Consider the following 23,941-nt stretch of genomic DNA (forward strand, 5'->3'; position numbering starts at 1 on the left):
CCGCCGTCACGTGCCCGATGCTAGGACCGGTCCGTCCCGTCCGGGGCCGACCTGAGCGGCCGGTTGCCGCGCGCGCCCGGTGGCCCAGTGCACCGCGGCCCGGCCGAGCGCGTCCCCCTGCACCAGCGCCACCCGGGTGGCACGCAGGGCGGCGAGGTCCTCCGCTGTGTCGACCCCGTCGGCGCAGACCGCCGCACCCGACTCGGCCACCAGTCGCGCGACCGCCGCCACGAGCCGCTGCCGACCGGGGTCGCCGGCGACGCCGGCGACGAGCGGGGAGGCGAGCCGGACGACGTCCGGGCGGACGGTGAGGAACCGCTGCAGGTCCCCGGCGCCGTCACCCAGGCCGTTCACGGCCACGCGGGCCCCGCGACGGCGCAGGTCGTCGAGCAGCGACGCACGGGCCGGCCAGTCCACGACGTCGTCGTCCGCGGTGAGTCCGAGGACGACGCCGTCGAGGCGGTCGGGCAGCTGTTCGTGGTACCGGGCCGAGTCCACGGCCGAGGCGCTGACGGCGACGTACAGGTCGGTGCCCTCCGGCCGGCCGGAGAGGGCTAGCGCGGCGCCCAGCACCGCGGCCTCGAGCAGGTCGCCGTAGCCGGCCTCGTGCGCGGCCGCGACGGCGGTGCTGGCGTCCTCGTCGGCGGCGAACCGGGGGAGGGCCTCGTACCCCACCACCTGGCCGGTGGCCAGCTCGACCACCGGCTGGACGACGATCTCGAACGGTGGCGGCTCGCCGACGTCGTCCGTCGACGTCCGGGCGACCACCACCCGGTCCCGGCCGCGGCGCTTGGCCTCGTACAGGGCGGCGTCCGCGGCGTCCAGGGCGGTCGTCGGTGGGGTCCGGGGGTCCCAGCGCGCGACCCCGGCGGAGAAGGTCTGCTGGCGGGGCGTGACCGCGCGCAGCCGCGTGAGCAGCCGGCGGGTCTGCGAGACGTCGGTCCCGGGGAACAGCAGCGCGAACTCCTCCCCGCCGTACCGGGCGATGACGTGCTCGGGGCCGAGGTGGTCCTGCCAGGCGGTGAACGCCTCGCGGAGCAGCGTGTCGCCGGCCAGGTGGCCGTGCTCGTCGTTGAACCGTTTGAAGTGGTCCAGGTCGAGCATCGCGACGCTGAGCGGCCGGCCGTCCCGGCGGGCCCGGTCGGTGGCGCGGCGCAGCGCGTGGTCCCAGCTGCGCCGGTTCGGCGCCCCGGTCAGCGGGTCCTGCCGGGCGAGCCGGGAGAGCTCTCGCGCAGCGGACTGGACCTGGGCCAGCAGGGTGGCGAACCTTGCGCCGACGAGCAGTACCGCGACGAGCGCGGCCACGGCGTGCACCTGCCACCGGACCGGCTCCCCGGTCAGCGCGTCGACGACGAGGGTGCCGACCGGGACGACGCCCGCCAGGCCGAGGACGGCGAGCCGGCCCCGCCAGGGCTCTTCGCCGAGCCGGGCCGGGCGTGGGGTGACCGCCCGGCCGGTGCGCGAGCACATGGCGGCCGCCAGCAGCAGGTAGCCCAGGAGCCAGCCGGCGTCGAACCAGACCGACTGCGGGTCGAACCCGGTGGCCAGGGTCCAGGCCTGGTAGGAGACGTCGGTGACGAGCTCGGCGGTCACAGCGGCGGTGAGCAGCCACACCGGCGCCGACCGGGCGCCCGTGGAGTGCAGCAGCCGGACGAGCACGGCGAGCAGGAACAGGTCGAGCAGCGGGTAGGCCGCCGTCACCACCACCCCCAGCGGCGTGAGACTGGGGTCCTCCACGGCCGGGAGCAGGACGAACACCGTCAGCGGCACGGCCACGCACGCGGTGACGATGGCGGCGTCGAGCAGGCCGCCGACGTCCGAGCGACGGTCGCGCTGCGGCACCATCGTGAGGAAGCCGACGCCGAGCGCCAGGTAACCGGCGAGGTACAGCACGTCCGCCCCGGTCGGGAAGCCGGTGACCCCGAGCAGCCCGGTCTCGACCTGCCACACGACGTCGCCGGCCACCCAGCCGGTCATCCCGGCGAGCACCCACCGCCACGGACGGGGCCGCGCGGGCGGGTGCCGCCGCAGTGCCGTCGCCGCGGTCACCAGGGCACCGACCGCGATCGCCGCGTAGACGCCGGGCAGCTCGGGTCCGGACGCGCCGAGGACGACGTAGCCGAGCAGCGCGGCAGCGAGCACCGCGAGGGCAACCTGCTCGGGACGTCTCACGGCCAGGGGCATCGGCGTCCCGCCCCGGCGCCCGTACGAGTGGCCGGGCGCATCACCCGACCGGCGTAGTCCCCGCCGCCGCGGCCGCGGCGCCACAATGGACCGGTGGGCCTGACCCTGGACCTCAACTGCGACCTCGGCGAGGGCGTCGGGGACGACGACACGCTGCTCGGGCTGGTCAGCAGCGCCAACGTGGCCTGCGGCTACCACGCCGGGGACGACACCACGATGCGCAGCGTGTGCGAGGCGGCGGTGGCCCGCGGCGTCGCCGTCGGGGCCCACGTCTCCTACCTGGACCCGCAGGGGTTCGGACGCCGTCGCGTCGAGGTGGACGGGGCGACCCTGCGACGGCAGGTGCTCGACCAGATCGCCGTCCTCGACGGCCACGCCCGCGCCGCGGGCGACCGGGTGCGCTACGTCAAGCCGCACGGGGCCCTCTACCACGCGGCCGGCCAGGACGAGGAGCACGCCGCCGCCGTCGTGGGCGCCGTCCGCGACTACGGCACCGGGCTCGCCGTGATGGGCCTGCCCGGCTCGCTGTGGCTGCGCTGGGCCGAGGAGGAGGGCCTCCCCGTCGTCCACGAGGCGTTCGCCGACCGCGCCTACGCCCCGGACGGCACGCTCGTCCCCCGCGGCCGGCCGGACGCCGTCCTGGACGACCCGGACGAGGTCGCCCGGCGCTGCGTGGCGATGGCCACCGGCGAGCCGATCACCGACGTCAACGGCGACCCGCTCGTGGTGCGCCCCGACTCGGTCTGCGTGCACGGCGACACCCCCGGGGCGGTCGAGGTCGCCCGGCGGGTCCGCACCCGGCTCGAGGCGGCCGGGGTGGCGCTCGTCGCGTTCGCCCGATGAGGCTGCTGCCGGCCGGGTCCCACGGGCTGCTCGTCGAGCTGCCCTCGCTCGAGCGGGTGCACGCCCTGTACGCGCGGCTCGTCGCGGACCCGCCGCCCGGCGTCCTCGACGTCGTCCCGGCCGCCCGCACCGTCCTGCTCGCCCTCACCCCGGACGCCGACCGCGCAACGGTCGTCTCCGCCGTCCGGACGGCGGCCGCGGCCGGGAGCGGCGTCCCGAGGGAGGTGCCGGACGGGGACCCGGTGGAGATCCCGGTGCGGTACGACGGCCCGGACCTGGACGCCGCCGCCGGCCTGCTCGGCTGGACCGTCGACGAGCTCGTCACCCGCCACCAGGCCGAGGAGTGGATGGTCGCCTTCTGCGGCTTCGCGCCGGGCTTCGGGTACCTCACCGGCCGCCAGTTCGACTGGGACGTCCCGCGGCGCGAGCGGCCCCGGGTCCGGGTGCCGGCGGGGGCGGTGGCCCTGGCCGGCGGGTACGCCGGCGTGTACCCGCGGGAGTCCCCGGGCGGGTGGCAGGTCATCGGGTCGTCCGGCGTCCGGCTCGTGGACCTCGACCGGGACCCGCCCTCGCTGCTGCGGCCCGGCGTCCGTGTGCGGTTCACCGCGGAGGCCACGTGACCGCCCACGGGGCAGGGACGCGGGCGCTGCGCGTGCTGCGGACCGGGCCGCTGACCACCGTCCAGGACCTCGGCCGGCCGGGCCGCGGCGCGCTGGGGATCGGTCGCTCGGGGGCGGCGGACCGGGCCGCGCACCGGCTCGCCAACGCGCTCGTCGGCAACCCGCCGGACGCCGCCACACTGGAGGTCACCCTCGGCGGGCTGGTGGTCGAGGCCGAGGGCGCGCTGGACGTCGCCGTCGCCGGTGCCCGGTGCCCGGGGGCGCCGCACCTGACCCCCGTGCACCTGCCGGCGGGGGCGCGCCTGGACCTGGGCGTCCCGCCGGCCGGACTGCGCACGTACGTGGCCGTCCGCGGCGGTGTCGACGTCACCCCGGTGCTCGGCTCGCGGGCCACCGACCTGCTCTCCGGGATCGGCCCGCCGGTCGTCGCGGCGGGGGACCGGTTACCGGTGGGGGCCCGCCGCGGCCCGTTCCCGGGGGTGGACGTCGCACCAGTCGCCGAGCCCGCCGCCGGAGAGGTGACGGTCGTGGTGCTGCCCGGGCCCCGGCCGGAGGTGCTCGACCCCGCCGGCTGGGACGTGCTCACCGGGTCGGCGTGGACGGTCGGTGCCGACAGCAACCGGATCGGGGTCCGCCTCGAGGGCCCGGCGCTGGCGCTGGCGCGACGGACCGGCGCCGAGCCGCCGAGCGAGGGCATGCTGCGCGGCGCCGTCCAGGTGCCGCCGTCCGGGCACCCGGTGGTGTTCCTCGCCGACCACCCGGTGACCGGCGGGTACCCGGTGCCGGGGTACGTCCGGGACGCCGACGTCGACCGGTGCGCCCAGGTGCGCCCCGGTCAGCGGCTGAGGTTCCGGTACGCGACGGGCCGGTCGGGGTAGCGCCGCGCGCACGTGCCCCGCCGTGGATGCAGCCTCGAGCCCGCGCGCGGCCGCGCGCGGCCTCGGCCTCGGCCCGGCGGGTGTGGCAGTCTCGCCGTCATGCCGGTCTACGCCCTGCACTACGCCTACACCGAGGACACCGCCGCCCGCGACACCCACCGCGCCGAGCACCGCGCCTACCTGCGCGACCTTGCCGACCGGGGGGTGGTCGTGGCGGCCGGCGCGTACGCCCCGGGGGAGCCGCACGGCGCGCTCATCGTCGTCAGGGCGCCCGACAAGGACGCCGTGGCCGAGCTCGTCGCCGGGGACCCGTTCCGCAGGGAGGGGATCGTCGCCGGCTACACCGTCACCGAGTGGACGCCGGTGATCGGCCCGTGGGCCGACGCTGCGGGCGAGGTTCGCTGACGAAGTGGCGGTGAATCCGCCTCCGAAAGGCCCGGAGCACAGCCACCGGAGGCGCGAACCCCGGGTCGGGGTGGTGGGTCAGGGGGCGGTGAACCACCACGGCGAGGTGTAGGCGACCCCGAGGTCGTTGCACGGGTGCCCCGCGGGCCCGGGCGTCGCGTTCACGCCCGCCGGGTCGGAGATCCGCACGACGAGCCAGTCGCCCTCGGCGAGGTCGACCGGCACCCGCAGGCGGACGACGTCCGGGCAGGTGAAGGGGACGACGTCCACCACCCGGGGCACCTGGTCCCCGGGGCGGAGCACCTGGGCGAGCAGAGGCTTGCCCTCCCACGCCGTGCCACGGTCGACGTCCAGGCGCAGGGTGACCTCGGCGCGGCCGCCGGGGAGGGCGACGGTGCCGCCCATCCGCGTCGTCCCCGCGGCCGCCCCGGGCACCCCCTCCAGGCCGGCCACCCCGTCCAGCCGGAGGCCCGAGACGTTCGTCGCGAAGAACCGCCGGGCGCGCATGGCCTCCAGCACGCCGCTCCTGGTGTGCTCGGTGAGCCACAGGCCGGTGCGTCCCTTGCCCTCGGGGAAGCCCCAGTCGGTGCCGTGCTCGTCGGTGACACCGGTGAGGCCGGTGCGCCAGCCGTTGTTGAGACAGGCCACCAGGGGGGACGGCTTGCCGTCGGCCCAGCCCTCGAACAGGTAGTCGTCGCGCCGGTTGAACATCTCGAGGCTCACCATCTGGTCGCGCACCGACTCCTCGAAGCGGAACTCCTCGAAGCGGCCCGGCTCACGCCCGGGGTGGTTGAAGCCGGCGATGCCGCCTGCCCCGCCGTCCACCAGCCCGAACCGCCCGGGGGTGCGCTGGAGCCACTCGTAGAGGGGCCTCATCCGGCCGATGTCCAGGACGTCGGTGTACTCGTCGGTGAACCACACGTTGACGTGGCCGAGGACGGGTGCGCTCCACTCGAACCCGCGCAGCGCGGTGAACTCCCCGGGCACGTCGTGCGCGTCCGCGAGCGCGCCGGTGCGGGCCCATCCCTGGCGGGTCAGCCCGCCGAGGGCGGAGTAGCCGGGCGGGAGCACGGCGGTCAGGGCGTCGCCGAGCAGGTGGTCGGACAGCGTCGCGTGGTCGGTGAGCGCGGCGACGTCCAGGCCGGCGTCCCGCATGGACGCGAAGGCGTCCTCGGGGGCGCCGTCCCCGTCGGACAGCAGGGTGTGGTTGTGCAGGTCGGCGTGGAACAGCGCCGTGCCCCGCGTGATCCGGGAGCGGCGGGCGGCGCCGGTGTCGGTGCTGGGCGCGGGCGTGCGCGCCGCGGCGAGGGCAGGGCCGGCGCTGCCGGCGAGCAGCAGCGCCGCTCCGGCGCCGCCGAGCACGCCGCGTCGGGTGATGGGCGTGTGCGTCATGGTCACCTCGGCTCAGTTGGACAGCTCAGTGGATGCGGACCTCGGGCGCCCGGGCTTCCGGCACCCGGATGTCGGGCGCCCGGACGTCGGGCGCCCGGACGTCGTCGGCAGGCGCCGTCCAGGCGTCCCGGGCCACGAGCACCTCGCGCAGGACGTCGGTGCGGTCGGTGATGACGCCGGCGACGCCCTCGTCGAGCAGCCGGTGCATCTCGGCCCGGTCGTCGACGCCCCACACCACGACCCGCAGCCCCAGGGCCTGCGCCCGCTCGACGAGACGGGCCGACGGCAGCCGCCGGCCGGCGAACCGCAGCGGCACGTGCGCGAAGCCGGCGCCGTCCGGTCGCGGGCTCGCGCCCCGCAGCAGGGACACCAGGGACCGCCAGCCTAGTGCGGTGGTGGCGTCCGGTCCCAGTGCGCGGCGGGCGTGCCCCAGCCAGCGGTCCCACGTGCCGCTGAGGCAGACCCGGGACGCCGCCCCGCAGTCCCGGACCGTCGCGACGAGGCAGGACAGCGCCTCCGGCTGCTTGACGTCGAGCACCCAGCGGACGTCCGGCCAGCGCGTCAGCAGGTCGTCCAGCCGTGGCACCGGCTCGCGGCCGAGGACCCGCAGCGACCGGACGTCGTCCCAGGACAGGTCGGCGACGCGGCCGGTGACCCCGGTGACGCGCCGCAGGCCGCGGTCGTGAAAGGCGACGCAGACGCCGTCCGCGGTCACCCGCACGTCGGTCTCCAGGTACCGGTAGCCGAGGGCGAGGGACCGTTCGAACGCCGCGACGGTGTTCTCCGGCGCCAGCGCCGCGCCGCCGCGGTGCGCGATCGCCAGCGGCCCGCCGGCCCCGTACCTGCTCACCGCGTCACTCCGGACGGCGCCGGTGCGGCGTGCACCGCCAGCATGGCCTGGGTGGTGGTCGCCCACGGGAAGCGCTCGGCCCGCCGGCGCGCGGCCGCCCGGCGCACGTGGACGGGCCAGGACAGAACGTCGAGGACCGCGTCGGCCAGGGCCTGCGGCTCCGGCGGCGCGCACCGGCCGGCGTCGTCCGTGACGAGCTCGGCCACCGCGGAGGTGGACGACGCCACCACCGGTGTCCCGGACGCCAGTGCCTCCAGGGCGGCCAGGCCGAACGTCTCCACGGGGCCGGGTGCCAGGGCGACGTCCGCCTCGGCGAGGAGACGGGCCACCCGCTCCCGCTGCCGGACGTGGCCGAGGAAGTCGACGGGCAGCCCCTGGGCCCGGCGTCGCAGCGACGGCAGGACCGGGCCGTCCCCGAGGACGACGAGCCGGGCCTCCAGGCCCCGGCCCACCAGCACCCGCAGTGCGTCGACGGCGAGGTCGGGGCGCTTCTCCCGGGAGAGCCTGCTGCACAGCACCAGGGTCGCCGGCCCGGACAGGCACGAGGGTTCGGAAGGGGTCGAGGGTTCGGAAGGGGACGAGGGCCCGGAACCCGCTGGTGGCAGCGGGTGGAACGCCTCCAGGTCCACCCCGAGCGGCACGTGCGTGGTCGGGACGCCGATCCGGTCGAACTCGGTCGCGGCGTACCGGGTGGTGGCGACGATCCGGTCGAACACCCGCGCGGTGCCGGCGTTGTGCCGGTCGGCGACGGCACGGGCGGCCCGCTCGCCGAGCCGCAGGTGGGCGCGCAGCACGCCGTCCACCCGCTCGTGGGCGATGACCAGCGACGGCACACCGGCCCGGCGCGCCCAGCCGCCCAGCCGGCGCAGCGAGAGCCGGTCGGAGACCTCCAGCCGGTCCGGGGCCAGGCCGTCGAGCGTCGCCTGCACCCGCAGGACGTCGAGCAGGACGCGGTAGCCGCCGGTGCCCGGCACCACCGGGCCCGGCAGCTCGACGAGCCGGCCCCACTCGTGCTCCTCGTCCGCCGCCCTGCGACCGGGCACCACGAGGACGAAGTCGTGACCGCGGGCCCGGTACCCCCGGCCCAGCGCGTGCGCCGTCGTCCGGATGCCGCCGCTGCGCGGCGCGTACGCGTTGGTGACGTGGACGACTCTCACCGGGCCACCCGGTCAGCGGCGCAGGAGATCGCGTCCTCGTAGTACCTCAGCAGGCTCTCGCAGACCACCGGCCAGGTGCGCGACCGGACCGCCTCGTGCGCCGCCGCCCCCATCGCCCGGCGCTTGGCGGGGTCACCGACGAGGTCGGCGACCGCCGTGCGCATCACGTCCAGCTCGCCCGGCGGGTACAGCCACCCGGTCCGGCTGTTGTCGACCAGCTCGCGCACGCCCCCGGCGCCGACGGCGACCACCGGCACGCCGCTCGCCATGGCCTCCTGCGCCGCCTGGCAGAAGGTCTCGTGCGGTCCGGGCTGCACCGCGACGTCCAGGGTGGCGACCGCCCGGGACAGCGACCGGCCGGTCAGCAGGCCGGTGAACACCGCGCCGGGCAGGGCCCTCTCCAGGTCGCCGCGGGCGGGCCCGTCACCGATGACGACCAGCTGCGTGCCGGGCAGGGCCCGCAGCGCGGCCAGGTCCTCCACCTGCTTCTCCGCCGCCAGTCGGCCGACGTAGCCGACGAGCACCGAACCGCGACCGAGGCGGCGGTGCAGCCCGCCGTCCCGGTGCGCCGGGGAGAAGGCGCTCGTGTCGACACCGCGCGGCCACAGGCGGACGTCGTGCACGCCGTGCCGCCCGAGGTCGTCGGCCGCCGACTGAGAGGGCGCCAGCGTCAGCGTGGACCTGGTGTGGATGTTGCGGATCCGCCGCCAGGCCACGTCCCCGGTGACGCCCAGCCCGTAGCGGGTGGCGAACCCGGCCACGTCGGTCTGGTAGACCGCGACGACCGGGACGTCGAGTCGGGCCGCGGCCCGCACCGCGGGCCCGCCCACCGTGAACGGCGAGGCGAGGTGGACGACGTCCGGCTGGAAGGCCTTGAGCTCCTTGGTGATGGCGCGGGCGGTGGCGACCGACAGCCGGACCTGGGGGTAGCCCGGCATCGGCACGGACGGCAGGCCCACGACGCGGGCGCCCTCGCAGCGCTGCGGCGGGTAGCCGGGCGTGAGCACCAGCGCCTGGTGGCCGTGCCGTCGCAGGTGCTCGAGCACCCGCAGCACCGAGTTCGTGACGCCGTTGACGTGAGGGAGGAAGGACTCCGTGACGATCGCGACCCGCACACCACGAGGCAACCAGGACAGGCGGGGCAGGACGCGACACCGTGGTGTCGCGTCGGGAACGGTTCGGGGAACAGTCGGCGAGCAGCCGGTCGGTCGCCCGGTGAGGGACCTTCGACCCTTCGCCGGGTCCGGCGCCTCGACACAGTCTGCCTGGATGACGGCCGCCGTGACCCCGTCGCTGCTCGTCCGCGAGGAGACCGCCGCGGACCGCGCGGCCGTGGCCGCCCTGTACGCCGGGCTCGGCGAGCGCGCGATGCTGATGCGCTTCTCCACCCGGGTACCGCCGGAGCTCGCCGACCGGCTGGCCGCCCTCGACGACACGGCGGCCTTCGGCGTCGTCGCCGTCACCGGGGACCGGGTGGTGGGTGAGGCGCGCCTGGAGCGCGACGACGGCACCTGGGAGACGGACGGCACCTGGGAGATGGGGGTGGCCGTGGCCGACGACCACCAGGGCCGCGGGCTCGGCCCCCGACTGCTCGACCGGCTCGCCGGTCTGGCCCGTCAGCGCGGCATCGGCGTCTTCACCGCCGCGGTCCGGATGGACAACGACCCGATGCTGCGGGTGCTGCGGCGGATGGGCGCTGCCGTGGTCGGCGCCACGGAGGGCGGCGTCGTCTTCCTCGAGGTCGCCACCGACGGGCTGATGCCGGGCTGGCCGCCCGGGACGGCGAGACCTACCGTGCTCGTGGAGTCCCGAGCGCTGTGGGAGACCCCGCAGACCGAGGCGCTGCGCCGCGCCGGGTACGACGTGCGCCGGTGCGCCGGTCCAAGCCGCAGCGCCGCCGTCCCGTGCGCGTTCCTCGTCCACGGCCGGTGCCGGCTCGTCGAGCAGGCCGACCACGTCGCCGACCTGCTGCCGGACGGAGAGCCGTGGTGCGCCGCGCTCGCGGCCGTCCACCCCGGACGGCTGGTCGCCACCGAGCTCACCCAGTGGCGCTCGGCCGTCGAACGGCTCACCGCAGGCGCCCCGACCCGCCCGGGTACCGTGCCCGGGTGACCTCAGGTTCTCTCGACCGGACCATCGACCACGCCCTCGACCTGACCGTCGCCAGCACCGCTGACCCCGTCGCCGCCGTCGTCCGCAACGGTGTCGTGGAGTCCGTGCACCACGGCCACGTCGTCGTCCTCGGCCCGGACGGCCAGGTGCAGGCGTCGGTCGGTGACCCGGACGCCGTCGTGCTGCCCCGGTCCTCGCTCAAGCCGGTCCAGGCGGTCGCCATGCTGGCGGCCGGTCTCGACCTCGACGGCGAGCTGCTCGCGCTGGCCGCCGCCTCCCACTCCGGGGAGCCCCGCCACGTCGACGGGGTCCGCCGGATCCTGGCCCGGGCCGGGCTGGGCGAGGACGCGCTGGCGAACACCCCGGACCTCCCCCTGGACGCCGACGCCGCGGCGGCCTGGCGGGCCGCCGGTCACGGTCCCGAGCGGGTCGTGCAGAACTGCTCCGGCAAGCACGCCGCGATGCTTGCGACGTGCGTCGCCGCCGGCTGGGACACCGCCGGCTACCTCGACCCCGGCCACCCGCTGCAGCGGGCCGTTCGGCAGACCGTCACCGAGATGACCGGCGACGCCGTGGAGCACGTGGCGGTCGACGGGTGCGGGGCGCCGTTGTTCTCCTGCACGCTGGCCGGGCTGGCCCGGGCGTTCGCCCGGGTGGCGGCAGCGGCGGCCGACGCCTCGGACACCTCCCCGCCGGCGCGGGTCGGCCGGGCGATGAGCGCGCACCCCGAGTACGTGGGTGGCACCGGCCGGGACGTCACGCTGGTGATGGCCGGGGTCCCGGGCCTGGTCGCCAAGGACGGGGCCGAGGGGGTCTACGCCGTCGGGCTGCCGAACGGCTCGGCCGCGGCGCTCAAGGTGCTCGACGGCTCCCAGCGTCCGCGTCCGGTGGTGATGGCCGCGGCGCTGCGCCGGCTCGGCGTCGACGCCCCGGTGCTGCGGGAGGTGGGCCGGGTGCCCGTGCTCGGGCACGGTGAACCGGTCGGTGCGGTGGAGGCGCTGCTGTGACCCGGCTGTCCGTCCTCGACCTCGCCACCGTCGCCGCCGGCCGGACCTCGGCCGACGCCCTGGCCGGGACGACCCGGCTCGCCCAGCTCGCCGACCGCCTCGGGTACCACCGGTACTGGGTGGCCGAGCACCACAACATGCCGATGGTCGCCGCGACCTCCCCGCCGGTGCTCATCGCCCACCTCGGCGCCGTCACCCGCAGGATCCGGCTCGGCTCGGGCGGGGTCATGCTGCCGAACTTCCCGCCGCTGGTCGTCGCCGAGCAGTTCGCCATGCTCGAGGCCCTGCACCCGGGCCGGATCGACCTCGGTATCGGCCGGGCCCCCGGCACCGACCCGGCCACCGCGGCGGCGCTGCGCCGGGGTGCCGGGCAGCTCGGGGTCGAGGACTTCCCCCTGCACCTGCTCGATCTGCTGTCCCTGCTGGGTGACCCCCGCACCGACGACGGCGGCCTCGGGGCCCGGTTCCGCGCCACCCCCGCCGCGACGACGGCGCCGACGGTCTGGCTGCTCGGCTCCAGCGGGTACAGCGCCCAGGTCGCCGCCCGGCTCGGGCTGCCGTTCGCCTTCGCCCACCACTTCGGCAGCCCGCACACCGAGGCGGCGCTCGACCTGTACCGCAGCGGCTTCACTCCCAGCCGGGTGCTGTCGGAGCCGTACGCGATCGTCACCGCCTCGGTGATCGCCGCGGGCGACGACGAGGAGGCCGAGTGGCTCGCCGGGCCGAGCCGGGTGATGGCCCACGGCCTGCGGACCAACCGGCTCGGACCCGTGGTCACCCCCGAGACGGCGCAGCGGCTGCTGGCCGACATCGGTGGCCCGCCCGCCGGGCTGCCGGGCACCCAGGTCACCGGGACCGGCGAGAAGGTCGCGGACGCCCTGCGTGAGCTCGCCCGCCGCACCGCTGCGCAGGAGGTGATGGTGACCTCGACGGTGCACGACCCGGCCGTCGCCGAGCGCACGCTGGAGCTGCTCGCCGCGGCGTGGGGGCTGAGCCCCGAGCCGGCGGTCGAGGACCGGGCCGGGTGAGGGCCGTCGTCCAGCGGGTGACCCGGGCGGCGGTGACGGTCGAGGACGTCGTCGTCGGCCGGATCGACCGGCCGGGACTGCTCGTCCTCCTCGGGGTCACCCACGACGACGGCCCCCAGCAGGTCGAGCGGGTCGCCGGCAAGGTGGCCGAGCTGCGCATCCTGCGCGGGGAGCGCTCCGCGCTCGACGTCGGTGCCCCAGTGCTCGTCGTCAGCCAGTTCACCCTGTACGCCGACACCCGCAAGGGCCGTCGCCCGACGTGGAACGCCGCCGCCCCCAGCGGGGTGGCGCGGCCGCTCGTCGAGGACGTCGTCGCCGCCCTGCGTGCCCGTGGCCTGGAGGTGGCGACCGGGGCCTTCGGTGCGGACATGGCGGTCGAGCTCGTCAACGACGGTCCGGTGACCATCCTGCTGGAGGCCTGAGCGGGACCGGGCCACGGGCCGGCACCGGGACTACCCTCGTCAGCGTGTTCCTCGCCGCCGCGCAGTCCTGGCTCATGCTGCTGCTCACCGTCGCCGCCTTCGCGATGCAGGTGTTCGCCCTCGTCGACGCCTCCCGGCACCCGGCCGCCGCGTACGAGGCGGCCGACAAGCTGACCAAGACGAAGTGGCTGGTGATCCTGGGCGTCAGCGCCGCGGTCGGCTTCATCTCCCTCGGCAACGCCCAGTTCCTGTTCCTGCTCGTCATCGCCGTCGTCGCCACGGCCGTCTACCTCACCGACGTGCGGCCCGCGGTCCGGGCCATGGGTGGCCGCGGGCAGGGCCGTTCCGGTGGGCCGTACGGGGGCTGGTGAGGGTGCCGACCGTCGAGGCCGTCCTGGGGGACATCACCCGCCAGCAGGTCGACGCCGTCGTCAACGCGGCCAACTCCTCGCTGCTCGGCGGCGGTGGCGTCGACGGCGCCATCCACGCCGCCGCTGGGCCGGCCCTGCTGGCCGAGTGCCGGGCGCTGCGCTCGGGTCCGCTGCCGGACGGGCTGCCCGTCGGGCAGGCGGTGGCGACCGGTGCCGGCGACCTGCCGGCCCGGTTCGTCGTCCACACCGTCGGCCCGAACCGGCACGCCGGCCAGACCGACCCCGAGCTGCTCGCCTCCTGCTTCCGGCGGAGCCTGGAGGTGGCTGCCGAGGCCGGGGCGACCAGTGTCGCCGTGCCGGCGGTCGGCGCCGGTGCCTACGGGTGGGACCCCGACGAGGTCGCCCGGGTCGCCGTCGCCGCCACCCGGGAGACCCTGGCCGCCGGCCGGGCCCCGGGGGTCACCCTGGTCCGCTTCGTGCTGTCGTCCCCGGCCGTCCACGCCGCCTTCGAGCGGGAGCTGGCGTCCTCCTAACGGGGGACCCGGGGATGGGTACCGCGCCGTGGTCGACGTCTCTACCGTGAACGGGCAGGGGGCTCGGGGCCGACGGGGGTCGCACGGGAGTGCGGTACGCCAGGTCCGGGTCGGGGCGGTCGACGACCACCCGGCCGTGCTCGAAGGGATTCGAGCCGTCCTGGCGGACCGTGCTCCCGACCTGGAGTTCGTCCGGTACGCCGGCACCGTCACCGCGCTGCTGGCAGGGGGCGACCCCGGCCCCGGGCTGGACGTCGTCCTGCTCGACCTGCGGCTGGACGACGGGAGCCGCCCTGCGGAGAACGTCTCCCGGCTGCGGGAGGCCGGCGTCCGGGTCCTCGTGTTCACCCAGGGCGACGACAACGACCTGACCCGCGAGGCCCTGCGCGCCGGGGCCCTGGGCGTGGTCCACAAGTCCGAACCGGGTCCGGCCATCGCGGAGGCGGTGCGCACGGTCGCCGCCGGCGACACGGTCGTCAGCCAACGGCTCGCCGCGGCCCTCGAGGGTGCCGCGGCGCTGCCCGCCCACCTCACCGAGCGGGAACGGGACGTGCTGCGGCTGTACGCCTCCAACCTGCCCGCCAAGTCGGTGGCCCGCCGCCTCGGGGTGACCGAGGGCACGGTCAAGGAGCACCTCAAGCGGATCCGGGCCAAGTACGCCGGCCTGGACCGCCCGGCCGGCACCAAGCTCGCCCTCTACCACCGCGCGGTCGAGGACGGCGTCCTCGGCCCCGACGACTGAGCCGAGCGGTGACCGAGCGGACGGCGCACCGGTTGCTCGCCGGGCTCGTCCTCGTCGCCACCCTGGTCCGGGCGCCGAACGTCGCCGCCCACCTGGCCGTCCACGACGAGCCCGAACCGCGATGGTTCACCGGGACGGCCGTCGCCGCTCTCGTCGTCGCCCTGGGCCCGGTCGCCGTCGCGTTCGTCCGAGGTCGCCCCCCGCACCGGGCGGTGCGGGTCCTCGTCGGCACCGGGCTGGTCCTCGTCGTCGTCCGCACCCTGGTGGCGTCGGACGACGGGGCGGCGGCGCACCAGCCGTGGCTCGCCACGTTCGTGCCGGTGCTCGTGGCCGCAGCCGGGATGTCCGTGGGTGGGGCGGGCGGGGTGGCGCTCGTCCTCGTGCTCGCGACCGGCTACGCCGGGCTGCTCACCCTCCCGGCGTGGGGTGCGCTCACGCCCCTGGACGCCGCCGCCGAGGCGGGGTACCTCTCCGCGGTCGGGCTCGTCGTGCTCACCGCGGCCGCCGCGATCGGGGCCATCGCGACCCGGGTCAGCGTGGCCGAGGCCGACACGCTGGCCGCCCGGCGCGCGGCGCAGGAGGCCGCCGTCCGGGCCACCGAGTCGGTCCGGTGGGACGCCCTCGTCCACGACGACGTGCTGTCGGCCCTGTCCACCGCCGCGGTGGCCGTCGACCCGGACGTCGCGCGCCGGGCCGCCGACGACGCGGCCCGGGCGCTGGAGCGGATCACCAACGACGACGCGGCCGGCGGCGACACCGTCTCCCCGGTGGCCGAGTGGATCGCCGCCGCGGTGCACGCCGTCGACCCGGACGTGCCGGTGCGCATCGCCGTGGCGGCCCGGCGTCAGCGGATCCCACCGGCCTGCGCCGAGTCGCTCGTCGCCGCTGTCGTCGAGGCGGTCCGCAACTCGGTCCGGCACGCCGGCCCGGACGCCGGCACGCTCGTCGACGGCCGCTACGACCTCGCGGGGCTGCTGATCACCGTGCGCGACCAGGGGACCGGTTTCGCCGCCGACGACATCCCGGAGGACCGGCTCGGCGTCCGGCTCGCGGCCCGCCGGGTGCACGCCGCGGGCGGCCGGCTCGAGCAGGACTCCACCCCCGGCGAGGGGACCCGGGTGACGATCCGGTGGCCCGCGTGACCTCCCCGGCCACCGGTGCGCCCGGTGGTGCCGTCCGCCCCGCGCTGCTGCTGGCCGCCGCCGTCGCCTGGTCGGGCGTGCACGTGCTGTCCGGGTTGCGCGCGCGCCTCCAGCTGGACTGCCCGCAGGCGTTCGCCGTCGCCCTGGTCGTGCTCGTCGTCGCGGTCGCCGTCGCGCTCGCCCCGCTGGCCGGGCGCGGGGACGCCCGGATGGCCGACGGCACCGCGTGGGCGCTGGCCGCGGTGCCGACGGTGCTCGCCCTGCTCGAGCTGCCGAACGTGCCGGACGCCGCCGTCGCCGGGCACGTCACCTGGTGGCCGGCCGCGTGCGCGCCCGTCCTGGCCGCCCTCGGCGTCCGGCGGCGCGGCCGGCACGCCGTCCTCGCCGCCGTGGCCGCCACCGCCGCCGTGTGGCTGCAGCTGTCGGCCCGCACCGGGGACCCGGGGGCGTCCCTGCTCGCCACCACCGCGGTCGTCGACGCGCTGTGGGTGTGGGCCCTGGTCGGGCTGGGGGCGGGGATGCTGCTGGAGTACAGCTCCGGGCGGGTCGCCTGGCTCCTGCGCGAGGCCGAGGAGGAGCGGGCGCGTCGGGCGGCGGCCACGGCGCGGCGGGAGGCGGCGGCCACCCGGCGCGCCGAGCTGCAGCGCGACGCCGTCCCGGTGCTCCAGGCGGTGCTCGCGGCCGGTCGGCAGGGGTGCATCCCACCGGACCTGCGCGCCCGCAGCGCGGAGACCGGTGCGCTGCTGCGCGACCAGCTGCGCGCACCGGCGCTGCTCGACGACGCCCTGCGCGAGGCGGTGCGACGAGCCCGCCGGCGGGGCTGCGAGGTGACCGTCGCCGACGACACCGCTCCCGGCGGGCCGACGCTGCCGGGAGCGGCCGGGGAGGACGCCCGGCTGGCGGACGCGCGGGCGCTGGCCACCGCCGCGGTCACCGCGCTGCCGCGCGGCAGCGTGGCCGTGCGCCGACCCCCGGACGGCGTGCTGCTCACCGTCGTCGTCACGGCGGACGCCGAGGCCGCCCGGGCCGTGGCCGCTCGGCTCGAGCAGGTGGCGGCCGCCCGGGGGCTCACCGGCCTCGACGTCGACGTCACCGTCGAGGACGGCGCGGGTGAGCTGTTCGCGGAGCTACGGCCCGAGCAGGGCCCCGACAGCCGCCTCAGCGGGGGCTGACCGCCGTCCAGGCGACGGTGACCTCGCCGAGCCGCCAGCGGCCCGGTCCGTCGAGCAGCGGCCACCCGTCCGCGGCGAGGGCGCGGCAGGTCGCGATCCACCGCTGCCGGGCGCCGAAGCCCCGCAGCGCGGCGCTGCGCTCCCAGGCGGCGTCCAGCGCGGCCACCCAGGCGTGCACCCGCTCCCCGGGCACGTTGCGGTGGATCAGCGCCTTCGGCAGCCGTTCGGCCACCTCCCCCGGACGGTCGGTGCCGGCGAGCCGCAGCGACACGGTGAGCGAGCGGGGTCCGTCCGCGCCGACCGCGACCCAGGAGGCCCGCCGGCCGAGCTCGTCGCAGGTCGCGTCGACGAGCAGCCCGCCGGGGTGCAGCCGGTCGACGACGCGGGCCCAGGCGGCCGGCACGTCCGCCTCGTCGTACTGGCGCAGCACGTTCGCGGCCCGGACGAGCACGGGCCGACGAGCACCGAGGCCACCGAGCTCGAACCCGCCGCGGGCGAAGCTCAGCCCCGGCCGCTGCGCCGCCCGGGCCGCGCGCACCCGGCCGGGGTCGATCTCCAGACCCACCACCTCGACGTCCGGACGGACCCGGTGCAGCCGGTCGGCGAGCTCGACCGTCGTCACAGGGGACGCACCGAAGCCCAGGTCGACGACGAGCGGGTCCGGCGCGGACCGCAGCACCCGGCCGGCTCGTGACACCAGCCACCGGTCGAGCCGCCGCAAGCGGTTCGGGTTCGTCGTCCCCCGGGTCACCGTGCCCACGGGACGGGACGACGACGGGCCGGGCACCGGCAGATCCTGCCCGACCGCGAGGTGATCGTTACCATCGGCCCGTCCGAGCAGAACACGGTCGGGACGGCGATGACGAGCCACGTCGAGTACGGCAGCGCCACGCATGTCGGCCGCGTGCGCACCCACAACGAGGACAGCGTGCTCGCCGCCCCGCCGGTCTTCGCGGTCGCCGACGGGATGGGTGGGCACGCGGCGGGGGACGTCGCCAGCGCCATCGTCGTCGAGGAGCTCGGCCGGCTCGTCACGGACGGCGCCCCGGTCACCCCTGACCGGCTCCGGACGGCGGTCCAGCGAGCCGACGACCGGGTCCGCGGGCTGCGTGACCCCGACGGGGCCCCGCTGGGCGCCGGCAGCACCGTCACCGCCCTCGTGCTGACCGGGAGGACGGCGTGGACGGCCCTGAACTGCGGGGACAGCCGGCTCTACCGGCTCGCCGACGGCCGGCTCGAGCAGGTCAGCACCGACCACTCTCTCGTCCAGGAGCTCGTCGAGGACGGGCTGCTGAGCCCCGAGGAGGCCCGTTCGCACCCGAGCCGCCACGTCATCACCCGGGCCGTCGGTGCCGCCGCCGTGCTGCGCCCCGACTGGTGGACGCTGCCGCTGCGCCCCGGCGACCGGTTCCTGCTGTGCACCGACGGGCTGACGAACGAGGTGCCCGACGACGGCCTTGCCGCGCTGCTCGGCGGCCACCCGGACCCGCAGCAGGCGGCCGACGCCCTGGTGGCGGCCGCACTGGACGCCGGGGGCCGCGACAACGTCAGCGTCGTCGTGGTCGATGTGCCCGGCGCGCGGGCGCTGGGTTAGCGTCCGCTCGTGACCGCTCCCACTGCGACCGTCCCGTCGTCCGCGCCGACCGGGCCCGCCCCGGTGCGCCGGGTCGCGATGCTGTCGGTGCACACCTCTCCGCTCGAGCAGCCCGGCACCGGGGACGCCGGTGGGATGAACGTCTACGTCGTCGAGCTGGCCCGCCGGCTCGCCGCCCGCGGCACCGAGGTCGAGATCTTCACCCGCGCCACGTCGTCCTCGCAGCCGCCGGTGGTGCCGCTCACCGACGGCGTGCTCGTGCGGCACGTGCCGGCCGGGCCGTTCGAGGGGCTCGGCAAGCACGACCTGCCCGGTCAGCTGTGCGCGTTCGCCGCCGGCCTGATGCGGGCCGAGGCCCGCAAGGAGCCCGGCTGGTACGACGTGGTGCACTCGCACTACTGGCTCTCCGGGCAGGTCGGCTGGCTCGTCGCCGACCGCTGGAACGTGCCCCTCGTGCACACGATGCACACGATGGCGAAGGTGAAGAACGCCTACCTCGCCGACGGGGACACCCCGGAGCCGCAGGGCCGGGTGATCGGCGAGGAGCAGGTGGTGGACGCCGCCGACCGGCTCGTGGCCAGCACCGCGGACGAGGCCCGCGAGCTCGTCGGCCGCTACGACGCCGACCCCGGTCGGGTCGCGGTCGTGCCGCCGGGGGTGGACCTCGAGGTGTTCACACCCGGTGCCGGCGCGCAGGCCGCTCGCCGCGAGCTCGGGCTGCCGCCGGACGCTCACCTGCTGCTGTTCGCCGGCCGCATCCAGCCGCTCAAGGCACCCGACGTCCTCGTCCGGGCCGCCGCCCGGATGCTGCACCGCGACCCGGGGCTGCGCGGCCGCCTGCTCGTCGGCGTCCTGGGTGGCCCCAGCGGCAGCGGGCTCGAGCACCCCGAGGAGCTGCAGGACCTCGCCCGCTCCCTCGGCCTCGTCGGCGTGCCCGGGGTGCCGGACGTCGTGCGCTTCGAGCCGCCGGCGGACCGGGTGACGCTGGCGACGTGGCTGCGGGCGGCGGACGTCGTCGCGGTGCCGTCCTACAACGAGTCGTTCGGCCTCGTCGCCATCGAGGCGCAGGCCTGTGGCACGCCGGTGGTGGCGGCCGCGGTCGGCGGACTGCGCACGGCCGTCGCCGACGGCGTCTCGGGGATCCTCGTCGACGGGCACGACCCGGACGACTGGGCCGACGTCCTGCTCGACCTCGTGCACGACCGCGGACGCCGCGAGATGCTCGCCACCGGGGCGGTCGCCCAGGCCCACTCGTTCGGCTGGGACGTCACCGTCGAGGCGACCCTGGCGGTCTACCGGGCCGCCCGCCAGGAGCGGGCGCTGCGCCTGCACCGCCGGCTCGAGGCGCTGCGGTGACCGCCGGGCGGGCCGTCCAGCGGCGCCGGGCCGAGGCGGCCGTGCGGTCCTGGCTGGCGGACTGCGGGCTGGACTGGGAGCCGGGGGCCCGCCCGGGGGAGTACGTCGTCCAGCTCCCGGGGGAGCGCAAGCTGCGGACGACGACGTCCCTGCTCGTCGGCGACCACTCGCTGTCGGTCTCGGCGTTCGTCGTCCGGCGCCCCGACGAGAACGTCCCGCGGGTGCACCGCTGGCTGCTCGAGCGCAACGCCCGGCTGCAGGGGATCGCCTTCGCCCTGGACGCCCTCGGCGACGTGTACCTCGTCGGCCGGCTGCCGCTGGAGGGCGTCACCGAGGAGACGCTCGACGGCCTGCTCGGGTCGGTGCTGGCGACCGCGGACGGTGCGTTCAACGAGCTGCTCGCGATGGGCTTTCTCACCGCGATGCGCAAGGAGTGGGCGTGGCGGGTCTCCCGTGGGGAGCCGACCGTCAACCTCGAGGCCTTCCGGCACCTGCTCGCCCCGGACGACTCCCCGGACGACTCCCCGGACGACGGCAGGGACGACGGCACGGGTCCGGACGGCGGCCGGCAAGAGGGCCGCGGGCCCCGCCAGTAGGGTCGAGGTATGACGTACACGCTCGTGCTGCTCCGCCACGGCGAGAGCGACTGGAACGCTCGCAACCTGTTCACCGGCTGGGTCGACGTGCCACTGTCGGACAAGGGCGAGCAGGAGGCCCGCCGCGGCGGCGAGCTCATGCGGGCCGAGGGCCTGCTGCCCGACGTCGTGCACACCTCCCTGCTGCGGCGCGCCATCTCGACGGCGAACATCGCCCTGGACACCGCGGACCGGCACTGGATCCCGGTGCGCCGCACGTGGCGGCTCAACGAGCGCCACTACGGCGCCCTGCAGGGCAAGAACAAGAAGCAGACCCTCGAGGAGTTCGGCGAGGAGCAGTTCATGACCTGGCGGCGCTCCTACGACGTGCCCCCGCCGCCGATCGACCCCGGCGACCAGTGGGCCCAGGACGGCGACCCGCGCTACGCCGACCTCGGCGACCTCATGCCGCGCAGCGAGTGCCTCAAGGACGTCGTCGCGCGGATGCTGCCGTACTGGGAGGACGCCGTCGTGCCGGACCTGCGGGCGGGCCGGACCGTGCTGCTGGCCGCGCACGGCAACTCGCTGCGGGCCCTCGTCAAGCACCTCGACGGCATCTCCGACGAGGACATCCCGGGCCTCAACATCCCCACCGGTATCCCGCTGCTGTACGAGCTCGACGAGTCGATGACCCCGGTGACCCGGTACGGGCGCTACCTCGACCCCGAGGCCGCCCAGGACGCCATCGCCGCCGTCGCCAACCAAGGCCGCTGACCCGGCCCCCTGCCGGGGGGGTTCGCGCCTCCAGTGGTTGTCGGGACGGCGCTTTCAGGGCCGGATCACCACCACGACGGGCGCGAACCCTCGGCGGGGCGGCGGGGCGGCGGGGCGGCGGGCGGCGCCGGGCGGCGGAACCCGGTCAGCCGGCGCTGTCGGAGCAGGCGTCCTCGAGGCCGGCGGACAGCCGCTCCTGCGCCTCGACGACGTCCTCGTCCGGGTGCTGCTCGCTGATCTCGACGTAGCGCTCGGTCGCCTCGGTGATCGCCGCCTCGGTGCCGTCGGGGATCTCGATCTCCTCGAGGTCGGCGTCCAGGGGCTCCCAGTACGCCACGACGGTCTCGGCGTCGGCGCGCAGCTCGGGCTCCCCGGGGCCGAGGGCGTCCTGCAGGGCGGACCAGTACTCCGCCGCCTCCTGGCTCGTCACGATCACCTGGATGCTGAACGCCCGTGGGTCGCCGCGGGGGACCTCCAGCCGGTCCAGCTCGGCCTGTGTCGCCGCCTCGAGCCGGGCCCGGGCCTCCTCGACCGCCGCGCAGTCCACGTCCCGCACGGGGCTCGGCGTCGTCGGCCCCGTGGTCGTCGGCTCCGTGGTCGTCGGCGACGGACCCGAGGGGGACGGCTGCGGGTCGTCGGCACCGCTGCACCCCGCCAGGGCCAGCGAGCCGGCGACGAGCGCGGCCGCACCGGCTCTGCGCCCGGCCTTCCGGCCGCCGTCGCGCAGCCCCGTCCTCACCGGCAGGACGCTACCGGAGGGGCCGCAGCCTCACTCCCCGAGCGTGGAGCCGCTGTAGTCCCCGGTGACGAGGAACACCACGCGTCGGGCGACGGACACGGCGTGGTCACCGAACCGCTCGTAGAAGCGGCTCAGCAGCGTCACGTCGACCGTCGTCTCGGCGGGCTCCGTCCAGTCCGCGGCCATCATCCGGGTGAAGACCTGCCGGTGCAGCTGGTCGAGCAGGTCGTCGTCCGACTCCAGCTTGGCGGCCGCGGCCAGGTCGCGCGTGCGGATGAGGTCCCCCGCCTCCCCGGACAGTCGCTGGGCGGTCTGCCCCATCTTCTCGAAGGTGGGCGCGAGACTCTCGGGCACGACGGACCGCGGGAAGCGCAGCCGCGTCTGCTGGGCGACGTGCCGGGCCAGGTCGCCCATCCGCTCGATGCTGGAGCTCATCCGCAGTGCGGCCACGACGACCCGCAGGTCGGTCGCGACCGGCGCCTGGCGCGCCAGCAGCTCGATGGCGCGCTCGTCCAGCTCGGCCTGAGCGGCGTCCACCTGGGCGTCGGCGGCGATCACCGACTCAGCGAGCTGGAGGTCGGCCTCCAGCAGGGCGCGGGTGGCGTCGTCGATGGCCTGGCCGACGAGCTCGGTCATCCCGATGAGCCCGTCGGCGAGCTGGTCCAGCTCGTGGTGGAAGACCTCTCGCATGGGGGGCAGGTTTACACCCTTTGGTGAACGGACGCTCAGCGACAGGTGAACATCCGGCCATGGCCACGCTGTCCGGACGGGCGGGCGGCCGGAGTGGCGCGGCGGCGGCCGTAGGCTGGCCGCCGTGGAGGCGATCGTCGCCGAGCTGGCGGCGCTGGGTCTGGGTGTGCTCGTCGGTGCCGCCGTCGTGGCCGGCGTCGTCGTGCTGTCCCGCCGTGCCGGGGGCAGCACCGACGGTGCGGACGCCGACGGCGGCCAGCCCGGTTCGGCGGGGCTGCCCCCCGGCACGGTGGAGGTGCTCGCCGTGCTGCCGTCGGCGGTGATCGTCGTCGACGAGACGGACGTCGTGCGGACGGCGTCCCCGGCCGCCTACGCCTACGGCATCGTCCGCGACGGGCACGTCGTCCACGACCGGCTGACGGCCATGGTCGACGAGGTCCGCGCCGACCGCCGGATCCGGGAGGCCGAGCTCGAGCTGCGCCGAGGCCCCCTCGGCCGGGAGGTGCTCGTCGTCCACGCCCGGGTCGCTCCGCTGGCGGACCGGTACGTGCTGCTGCTCGTCTCGGACAACACCGAGGCCCGCCGGGTGGAGGAGATCCGCCGCGACTTCGTCGCGAACGTCAGTCACGAGCTCAAGACGCCGGTCGGGGCGATCGCCCTGCTCGCCGAGGCGATCGCGGACAACGCCGAGGACGCCGACGCCGTCCGGCGGTTCGCCGTCCGGATGGGACGCGAGTCCGGTCGGCTCACCTCGCTCGTCCAGGACATCATCGACCTGTCCCGCCTGCAGGCCGCGGCGAGTGTGCGCGAGCCGGTGCCGGTGGACGTGGACGCCGTCGTCGCCGAAGCCGTCGACCGGTCCCGGCTGACCGCGGAGGCGCGGGAGGTGAGCATCGACGTCGGTCCGGCCGCCGGGGCGACGGTCTACGGCGACCACGACCTGCTCGTCACCGCGGTGCGCAACCTCGTCGACAACGCGATCCGGTACTCCGAGCCGGGGACCAGGGTCGGCATCGGGGTGCGCCACCAGCACGGCCTCGTCGAGGTCGCGGTCGCCGACCAGGGCATCGGCATCCCGGAGGGCGAGCTCGACCGGGTCTTCGAGCGGTTCTACCGGATCGACCCGGCCCGCTCCCGCGCCACCGGGGGGACCGGTCTGGGCCTGAGCATCGTCAAGCACGTGGCGGCCAATCACGGCGGTGACGTGACAGTCTGGTCCCGCCCCGGGCACGGGTCGACCTTCACCCTGCGACTGCCGGACGCCGCCACCGGGGCCCCCGGCGGGCGTCCGGACCCGCCGTCCCACGACACCGGCCGGGCCGACCGCCCGGCCCGAGCCCGGCAAGGAGTGTGAG

26 protein-coding genes are annotated in these 23,941 nt (G+C 76.7%); 18 read left to right on the forward strand and 8 right to left on the reverse strand.

Annotated elements, in window-relative coordinates; translation table 11 throughout:
- Window positions 1-6: 6 nt before the first annotated feature.
- Window positions 7-2,184: a GGDEF domain-containing protein gene (locus ACFP6A_RS03305; protein ID WP_379601537.1), complete on the reverse strand. Its 2,178-nt coding sequence runs from the start codon at window positions 2,182-2,184 to the stop codon at window positions 7-9.
- Window positions 2,185-2,283: 99 nt separating this feature from the next.
- Between ACFP6A_RS03305 and ACFP6A_RS03310 the strand changes: the two genes are divergently transcribed.
- From ACFP6A_RS03310 to ACFP6A_RS03325, 4 genes are all read left to right on the forward strand, one after another.
- Window positions 2,284-3,027: a LamB/YcsF family protein gene (locus ACFP6A_RS03310; protein ID WP_379602142.1), complete on the forward strand. Its 744-nt coding sequence runs from the start codon at window positions 2,284-2,286 to the stop codon at window positions 3,025-3,027.
- Window positions 3,024-3,647 carry an allophanate hydrolase subunit 1 gene (locus ACFP6A_RS03315; RefSeq protein WP_379601539.1) on the forward strand — a complete coding sequence of 208 codons (624 nt, stop codon included), beginning with the start codon at window positions 3,024-3,026 and terminating at the stop codon, window positions 3,645-3,647. The genes ACFP6A_RS03310 and ACFP6A_RS03315 overlap by 4 nt, the downstream gene beginning before the upstream one ends.
- On the forward strand, window positions 3,644-4,525 hold the full coding sequence (locus ACFP6A_RS03320; RefSeq protein ID WP_379601540.1) for a biotin-dependent carboxyltransferase family protein: 882 nt from the start codon (window positions 3,644-3,646) through the stop codon (window positions 4,523-4,525). The genes ACFP6A_RS03315 and ACFP6A_RS03320 overlap by 4 nt, the downstream gene beginning before the upstream one ends.
- 99 nt (window positions 4,526-4,624) lie before the next feature.
- Window positions 4,625-4,930, forward strand: coding sequence for a YciI family protein (locus ACFP6A_RS03325; protein ID WP_379601542.1), 306 nt, complete (start codon window positions 4,625-4,627; stop codon window positions 4,928-4,930).
- A gap of 78 nt (window positions 4,931-5,008) precedes the next feature.
- On the opposite strand, the gene ACFP6A_RS03330 is transcribed toward ACFP6A_RS03325, so the two are convergent.
- The 4 genes from ACFP6A_RS03330 to ACFP6A_RS03345 are packed head-to-tail and all read right to left on the reverse strand — an operon-like array spanning window position 5,009 to window position 9,444.
- Window positions 5,009-6,322 carry a CehA/McbA family metallohydrolase gene (locus tag ACFP6A_RS03330; protein ID WP_379601543.1) on the reverse strand — a complete coding sequence of 438 codons (1,314 nt, stop codon included), beginning with the start codon at window positions 6,320-6,322 and terminating at the stop codon, window positions 5,009-5,011.
- Between the two features lie 25 nt (window positions 6,323-6,347).
- The gene (locus ACFP6A_RS03335; RefSeq protein ID WP_379601544.1) at window positions 6,348-7,172 is read right to left on the reverse strand and encodes a glycerophosphodiester phosphodiesterase family protein; all 825 of its coding nucleotides are present in this window, start codon (window positions 7,170-7,172) and stop codon (window positions 6,348-6,350) included.
- A complete protein-coding gene (locus tag ACFP6A_RS03340) occupies window positions 7,169-8,329 on the reverse strand; it encodes a glycosyltransferase (protein WP_379601546.1) in 1,161 nt (386 codons plus the stop codon). Before ACFP6A_RS03340 ends, ACFP6A_RS03335 begins: the two co-directional genes overlap by 4 nt.
- Entirely contained in the window at window positions 8,326-9,444 is a 1,119-nt protein-coding gene (locus ACFP6A_RS03345) for a glycosyltransferase family 4 protein (RefSeq protein ID WP_379601547.1), read from the reverse strand. The genes ACFP6A_RS03340 and ACFP6A_RS03345 overlap by 4 nt, the downstream gene beginning before the upstream one ends.
- Before the next feature lie 154 nt (window positions 9,445-9,598).
- On the opposite strand from ACFP6A_RS03345, the gene ACFP6A_RS03350 reads away from it, so the two are divergent.
- Genes ACFP6A_RS03350 through ACFP6A_RS03390 form a run of 9 tightly spaced genes read left to right on the forward strand, consistent with a single transcriptional unit; the run spans window position 9,599 to window position 16,858 of the window.
- Entirely contained in the window at window positions 9,599-10,441 is an 843-nt protein-coding gene (locus ACFP6A_RS03350) for a GNAT family N-acetyltransferase (RefSeq protein WP_379601549.1), read from the forward strand.
- Entirely contained in the window at window positions 10,438-11,448 is a 1,011-nt protein-coding gene (locus tag ACFP6A_RS03355) for an asparaginase (protein WP_379601550.1), read from the forward strand. The genes ACFP6A_RS03350 and ACFP6A_RS03355 overlap by 4 nt, the downstream gene beginning before the upstream one ends.
- Entirely contained in the window at window positions 11,445-12,476 is a 1,032-nt protein-coding gene (locus tag ACFP6A_RS03360; protein ID WP_379601551.1) for an LLM class flavin-dependent oxidoreductase, read from the forward strand. The genes ACFP6A_RS03355 and ACFP6A_RS03360 overlap by 4 nt, the downstream gene beginning before the upstream one ends.
- Entirely contained in the window at window positions 12,473-12,898 is a 426-nt protein-coding gene (dtd, locus tag ACFP6A_RS03365; RefSeq protein ID WP_379601553.1) for a D-aminoacyl-tRNA deacylase, read from the forward strand. The genes ACFP6A_RS03360 and dtd overlap by 4 nt, the downstream gene beginning before the upstream one ends.
- Before the next feature lie 44 nt (window positions 12,899-12,942).
- On the forward strand, window positions 12,943-13,269 hold the full coding sequence (locus ACFP6A_RS03370; RefSeq protein ID WP_379601555.1) for a DUF2516 family protein: 327 nt from the start codon (window positions 12,943-12,945) through the stop codon (window positions 13,267-13,269).
- 2 nt (window positions 13,270-13,271) lie between these two features.
- A complete protein-coding gene (locus ACFP6A_RS03375) occupies window positions 13,272-13,802 on the forward strand; it encodes an O-acetyl-ADP-ribose deacetylase (RefSeq protein WP_379601556.1) in 531 nt (176 codons plus the stop codon).
- A gap of 46 nt (window positions 13,803-13,848) precedes the next feature.
- The gene (locus ACFP6A_RS03380) at window positions 13,849-14,544 is read left to right on the forward strand and encodes a response regulator (protein WP_379601557.1); all 696 of its coding nucleotides are present in this window, start codon (window positions 13,849-13,851) and stop codon (window positions 14,542-14,544) included.
- Window positions 14,545-14,552: 8 nt separating this feature from the next.
- The gene (locus ACFP6A_RS03385) at window positions 14,553-15,686 is read left to right on the forward strand and encodes a sensor histidine kinase (protein ID WP_379601558.1); all 1,134 of its coding nucleotides are present in this window, start codon (window positions 14,553-14,555) and stop codon (window positions 15,684-15,686) included.
- Window positions 15,683-16,858: a hypothetical protein gene (locus tag ACFP6A_RS03390; protein WP_379601559.1), complete on the forward strand. Its 1,176-nt coding sequence runs from the start codon at window positions 15,683-15,685 to the stop codon at window positions 16,856-16,858. The genes ACFP6A_RS03385 and ACFP6A_RS03390 overlap by 4 nt, the downstream gene beginning before the upstream one ends.
- Here the strand turns inward: ACFP6A_RS03390 and ACFP6A_RS03395 are convergent.
- Window positions 16,845-17,645 (reverse strand): class I SAM-dependent methyltransferase, encoded by an 801-nt coding sequence (locus ACFP6A_RS03395; protein ID WP_379601560.1) that lies wholly within the window; start codon window positions 17,643-17,645, stop codon window positions 16,845-16,847. The genes ACFP6A_RS03390 and ACFP6A_RS03395 overlap by 14 nt on opposite strands.
- Before the next feature lie 24 nt (window positions 17,646-17,669).
- On the opposite strand from ACFP6A_RS03395, the gene ACFP6A_RS03400 reads away from it, so the two are divergent.
- The 4 genes from ACFP6A_RS03400 to ACFP6A_RS03415 all read left to right on the forward strand — a co-directional run bounded on the left by ACFP6A_RS03400 (window position 17,670) and on the right by ACFP6A_RS03415 (window position 21,157).
- Window positions 17,670-18,452 (forward strand): PP2C family protein-serine/threonine phosphatase, encoded by a 783-nt coding sequence (locus ACFP6A_RS03400; protein WP_379601562.1) that lies wholly within the window; start codon window positions 17,670-17,672, stop codon window positions 18,450-18,452.
- 78 nt (window positions 18,453-18,530) lie between these two features.
- Window positions 18,531-19,808, forward strand: a complete 1,278-nt coding sequence (gene mshA / locus ACFP6A_RS03405; protein ID WP_379602144.1) for a D-inositol-3-phosphate glycosyltransferase — start codon at window positions 18,531-18,533, stop codon at window positions 19,806-19,808.
- Window positions 19,805-20,404, forward strand: coding sequence for a YbjN domain-containing protein (locus tag ACFP6A_RS03410; RefSeq protein WP_379601564.1), 600 nt, complete (start codon window positions 19,805-19,807; stop codon window positions 20,402-20,404). Before mshA ends, ACFP6A_RS03410 begins: the two co-directional genes overlap by 4 nt.
- A 9-nt stretch (window positions 20,405-20,413) precedes the next feature.
- Entirely contained in the window at window positions 20,414-21,157 is a 744-nt protein-coding gene (locus ACFP6A_RS03415) for a phosphoglyceromutase (protein ID WP_379601566.1), read from the forward strand.
- 145 nt (window positions 21,158-21,302) lie between these two features.
- Here the strand turns inward: ACFP6A_RS03415 and ACFP6A_RS03420 are convergent, their stop codons facing one another.
- A complete protein-coding gene (locus ACFP6A_RS03420) occupies window positions 21,303-21,896 on the reverse strand; it encodes a hypothetical protein (RefSeq protein WP_379601567.1) in 594 nt (197 codons plus the stop codon).
- A 30-nt stretch (window positions 21,897-21,926) separates the two neighbouring features.
- Window positions 21,927-22,586 (reverse strand): phosphate signaling complex protein PhoU, encoded by a 660-nt coding sequence (phoU, locus tag ACFP6A_RS03425; protein WP_379601569.1) that lies wholly within the window; start codon window positions 22,584-22,586, stop codon window positions 21,927-21,929.
- A gap of 124 nt (window positions 22,587-22,710) precedes the next feature.
- Between phoU and ACFP6A_RS03430 the strand changes: the two genes are divergently transcribed.
- Window positions 22,711-23,940: a sensor histidine kinase gene (locus tag ACFP6A_RS03430; protein ID WP_379601571.1), complete on the forward strand. Its 1,230-nt coding sequence runs from the start codon at window positions 22,711-22,713 to the stop codon at window positions 23,938-23,940.
- Window position 23,941 lies beyond the last annotated feature (1 nt).

The organism is Quadrisphaera sp. GCM10027208 (genome assembly GCF_042658805.1).
Classification (GTDB): domain Bacteria; phylum Actinomycetota; class Actinomycetes; order Actinomycetales; family SCSIO-59966; genus SCSIO-59966.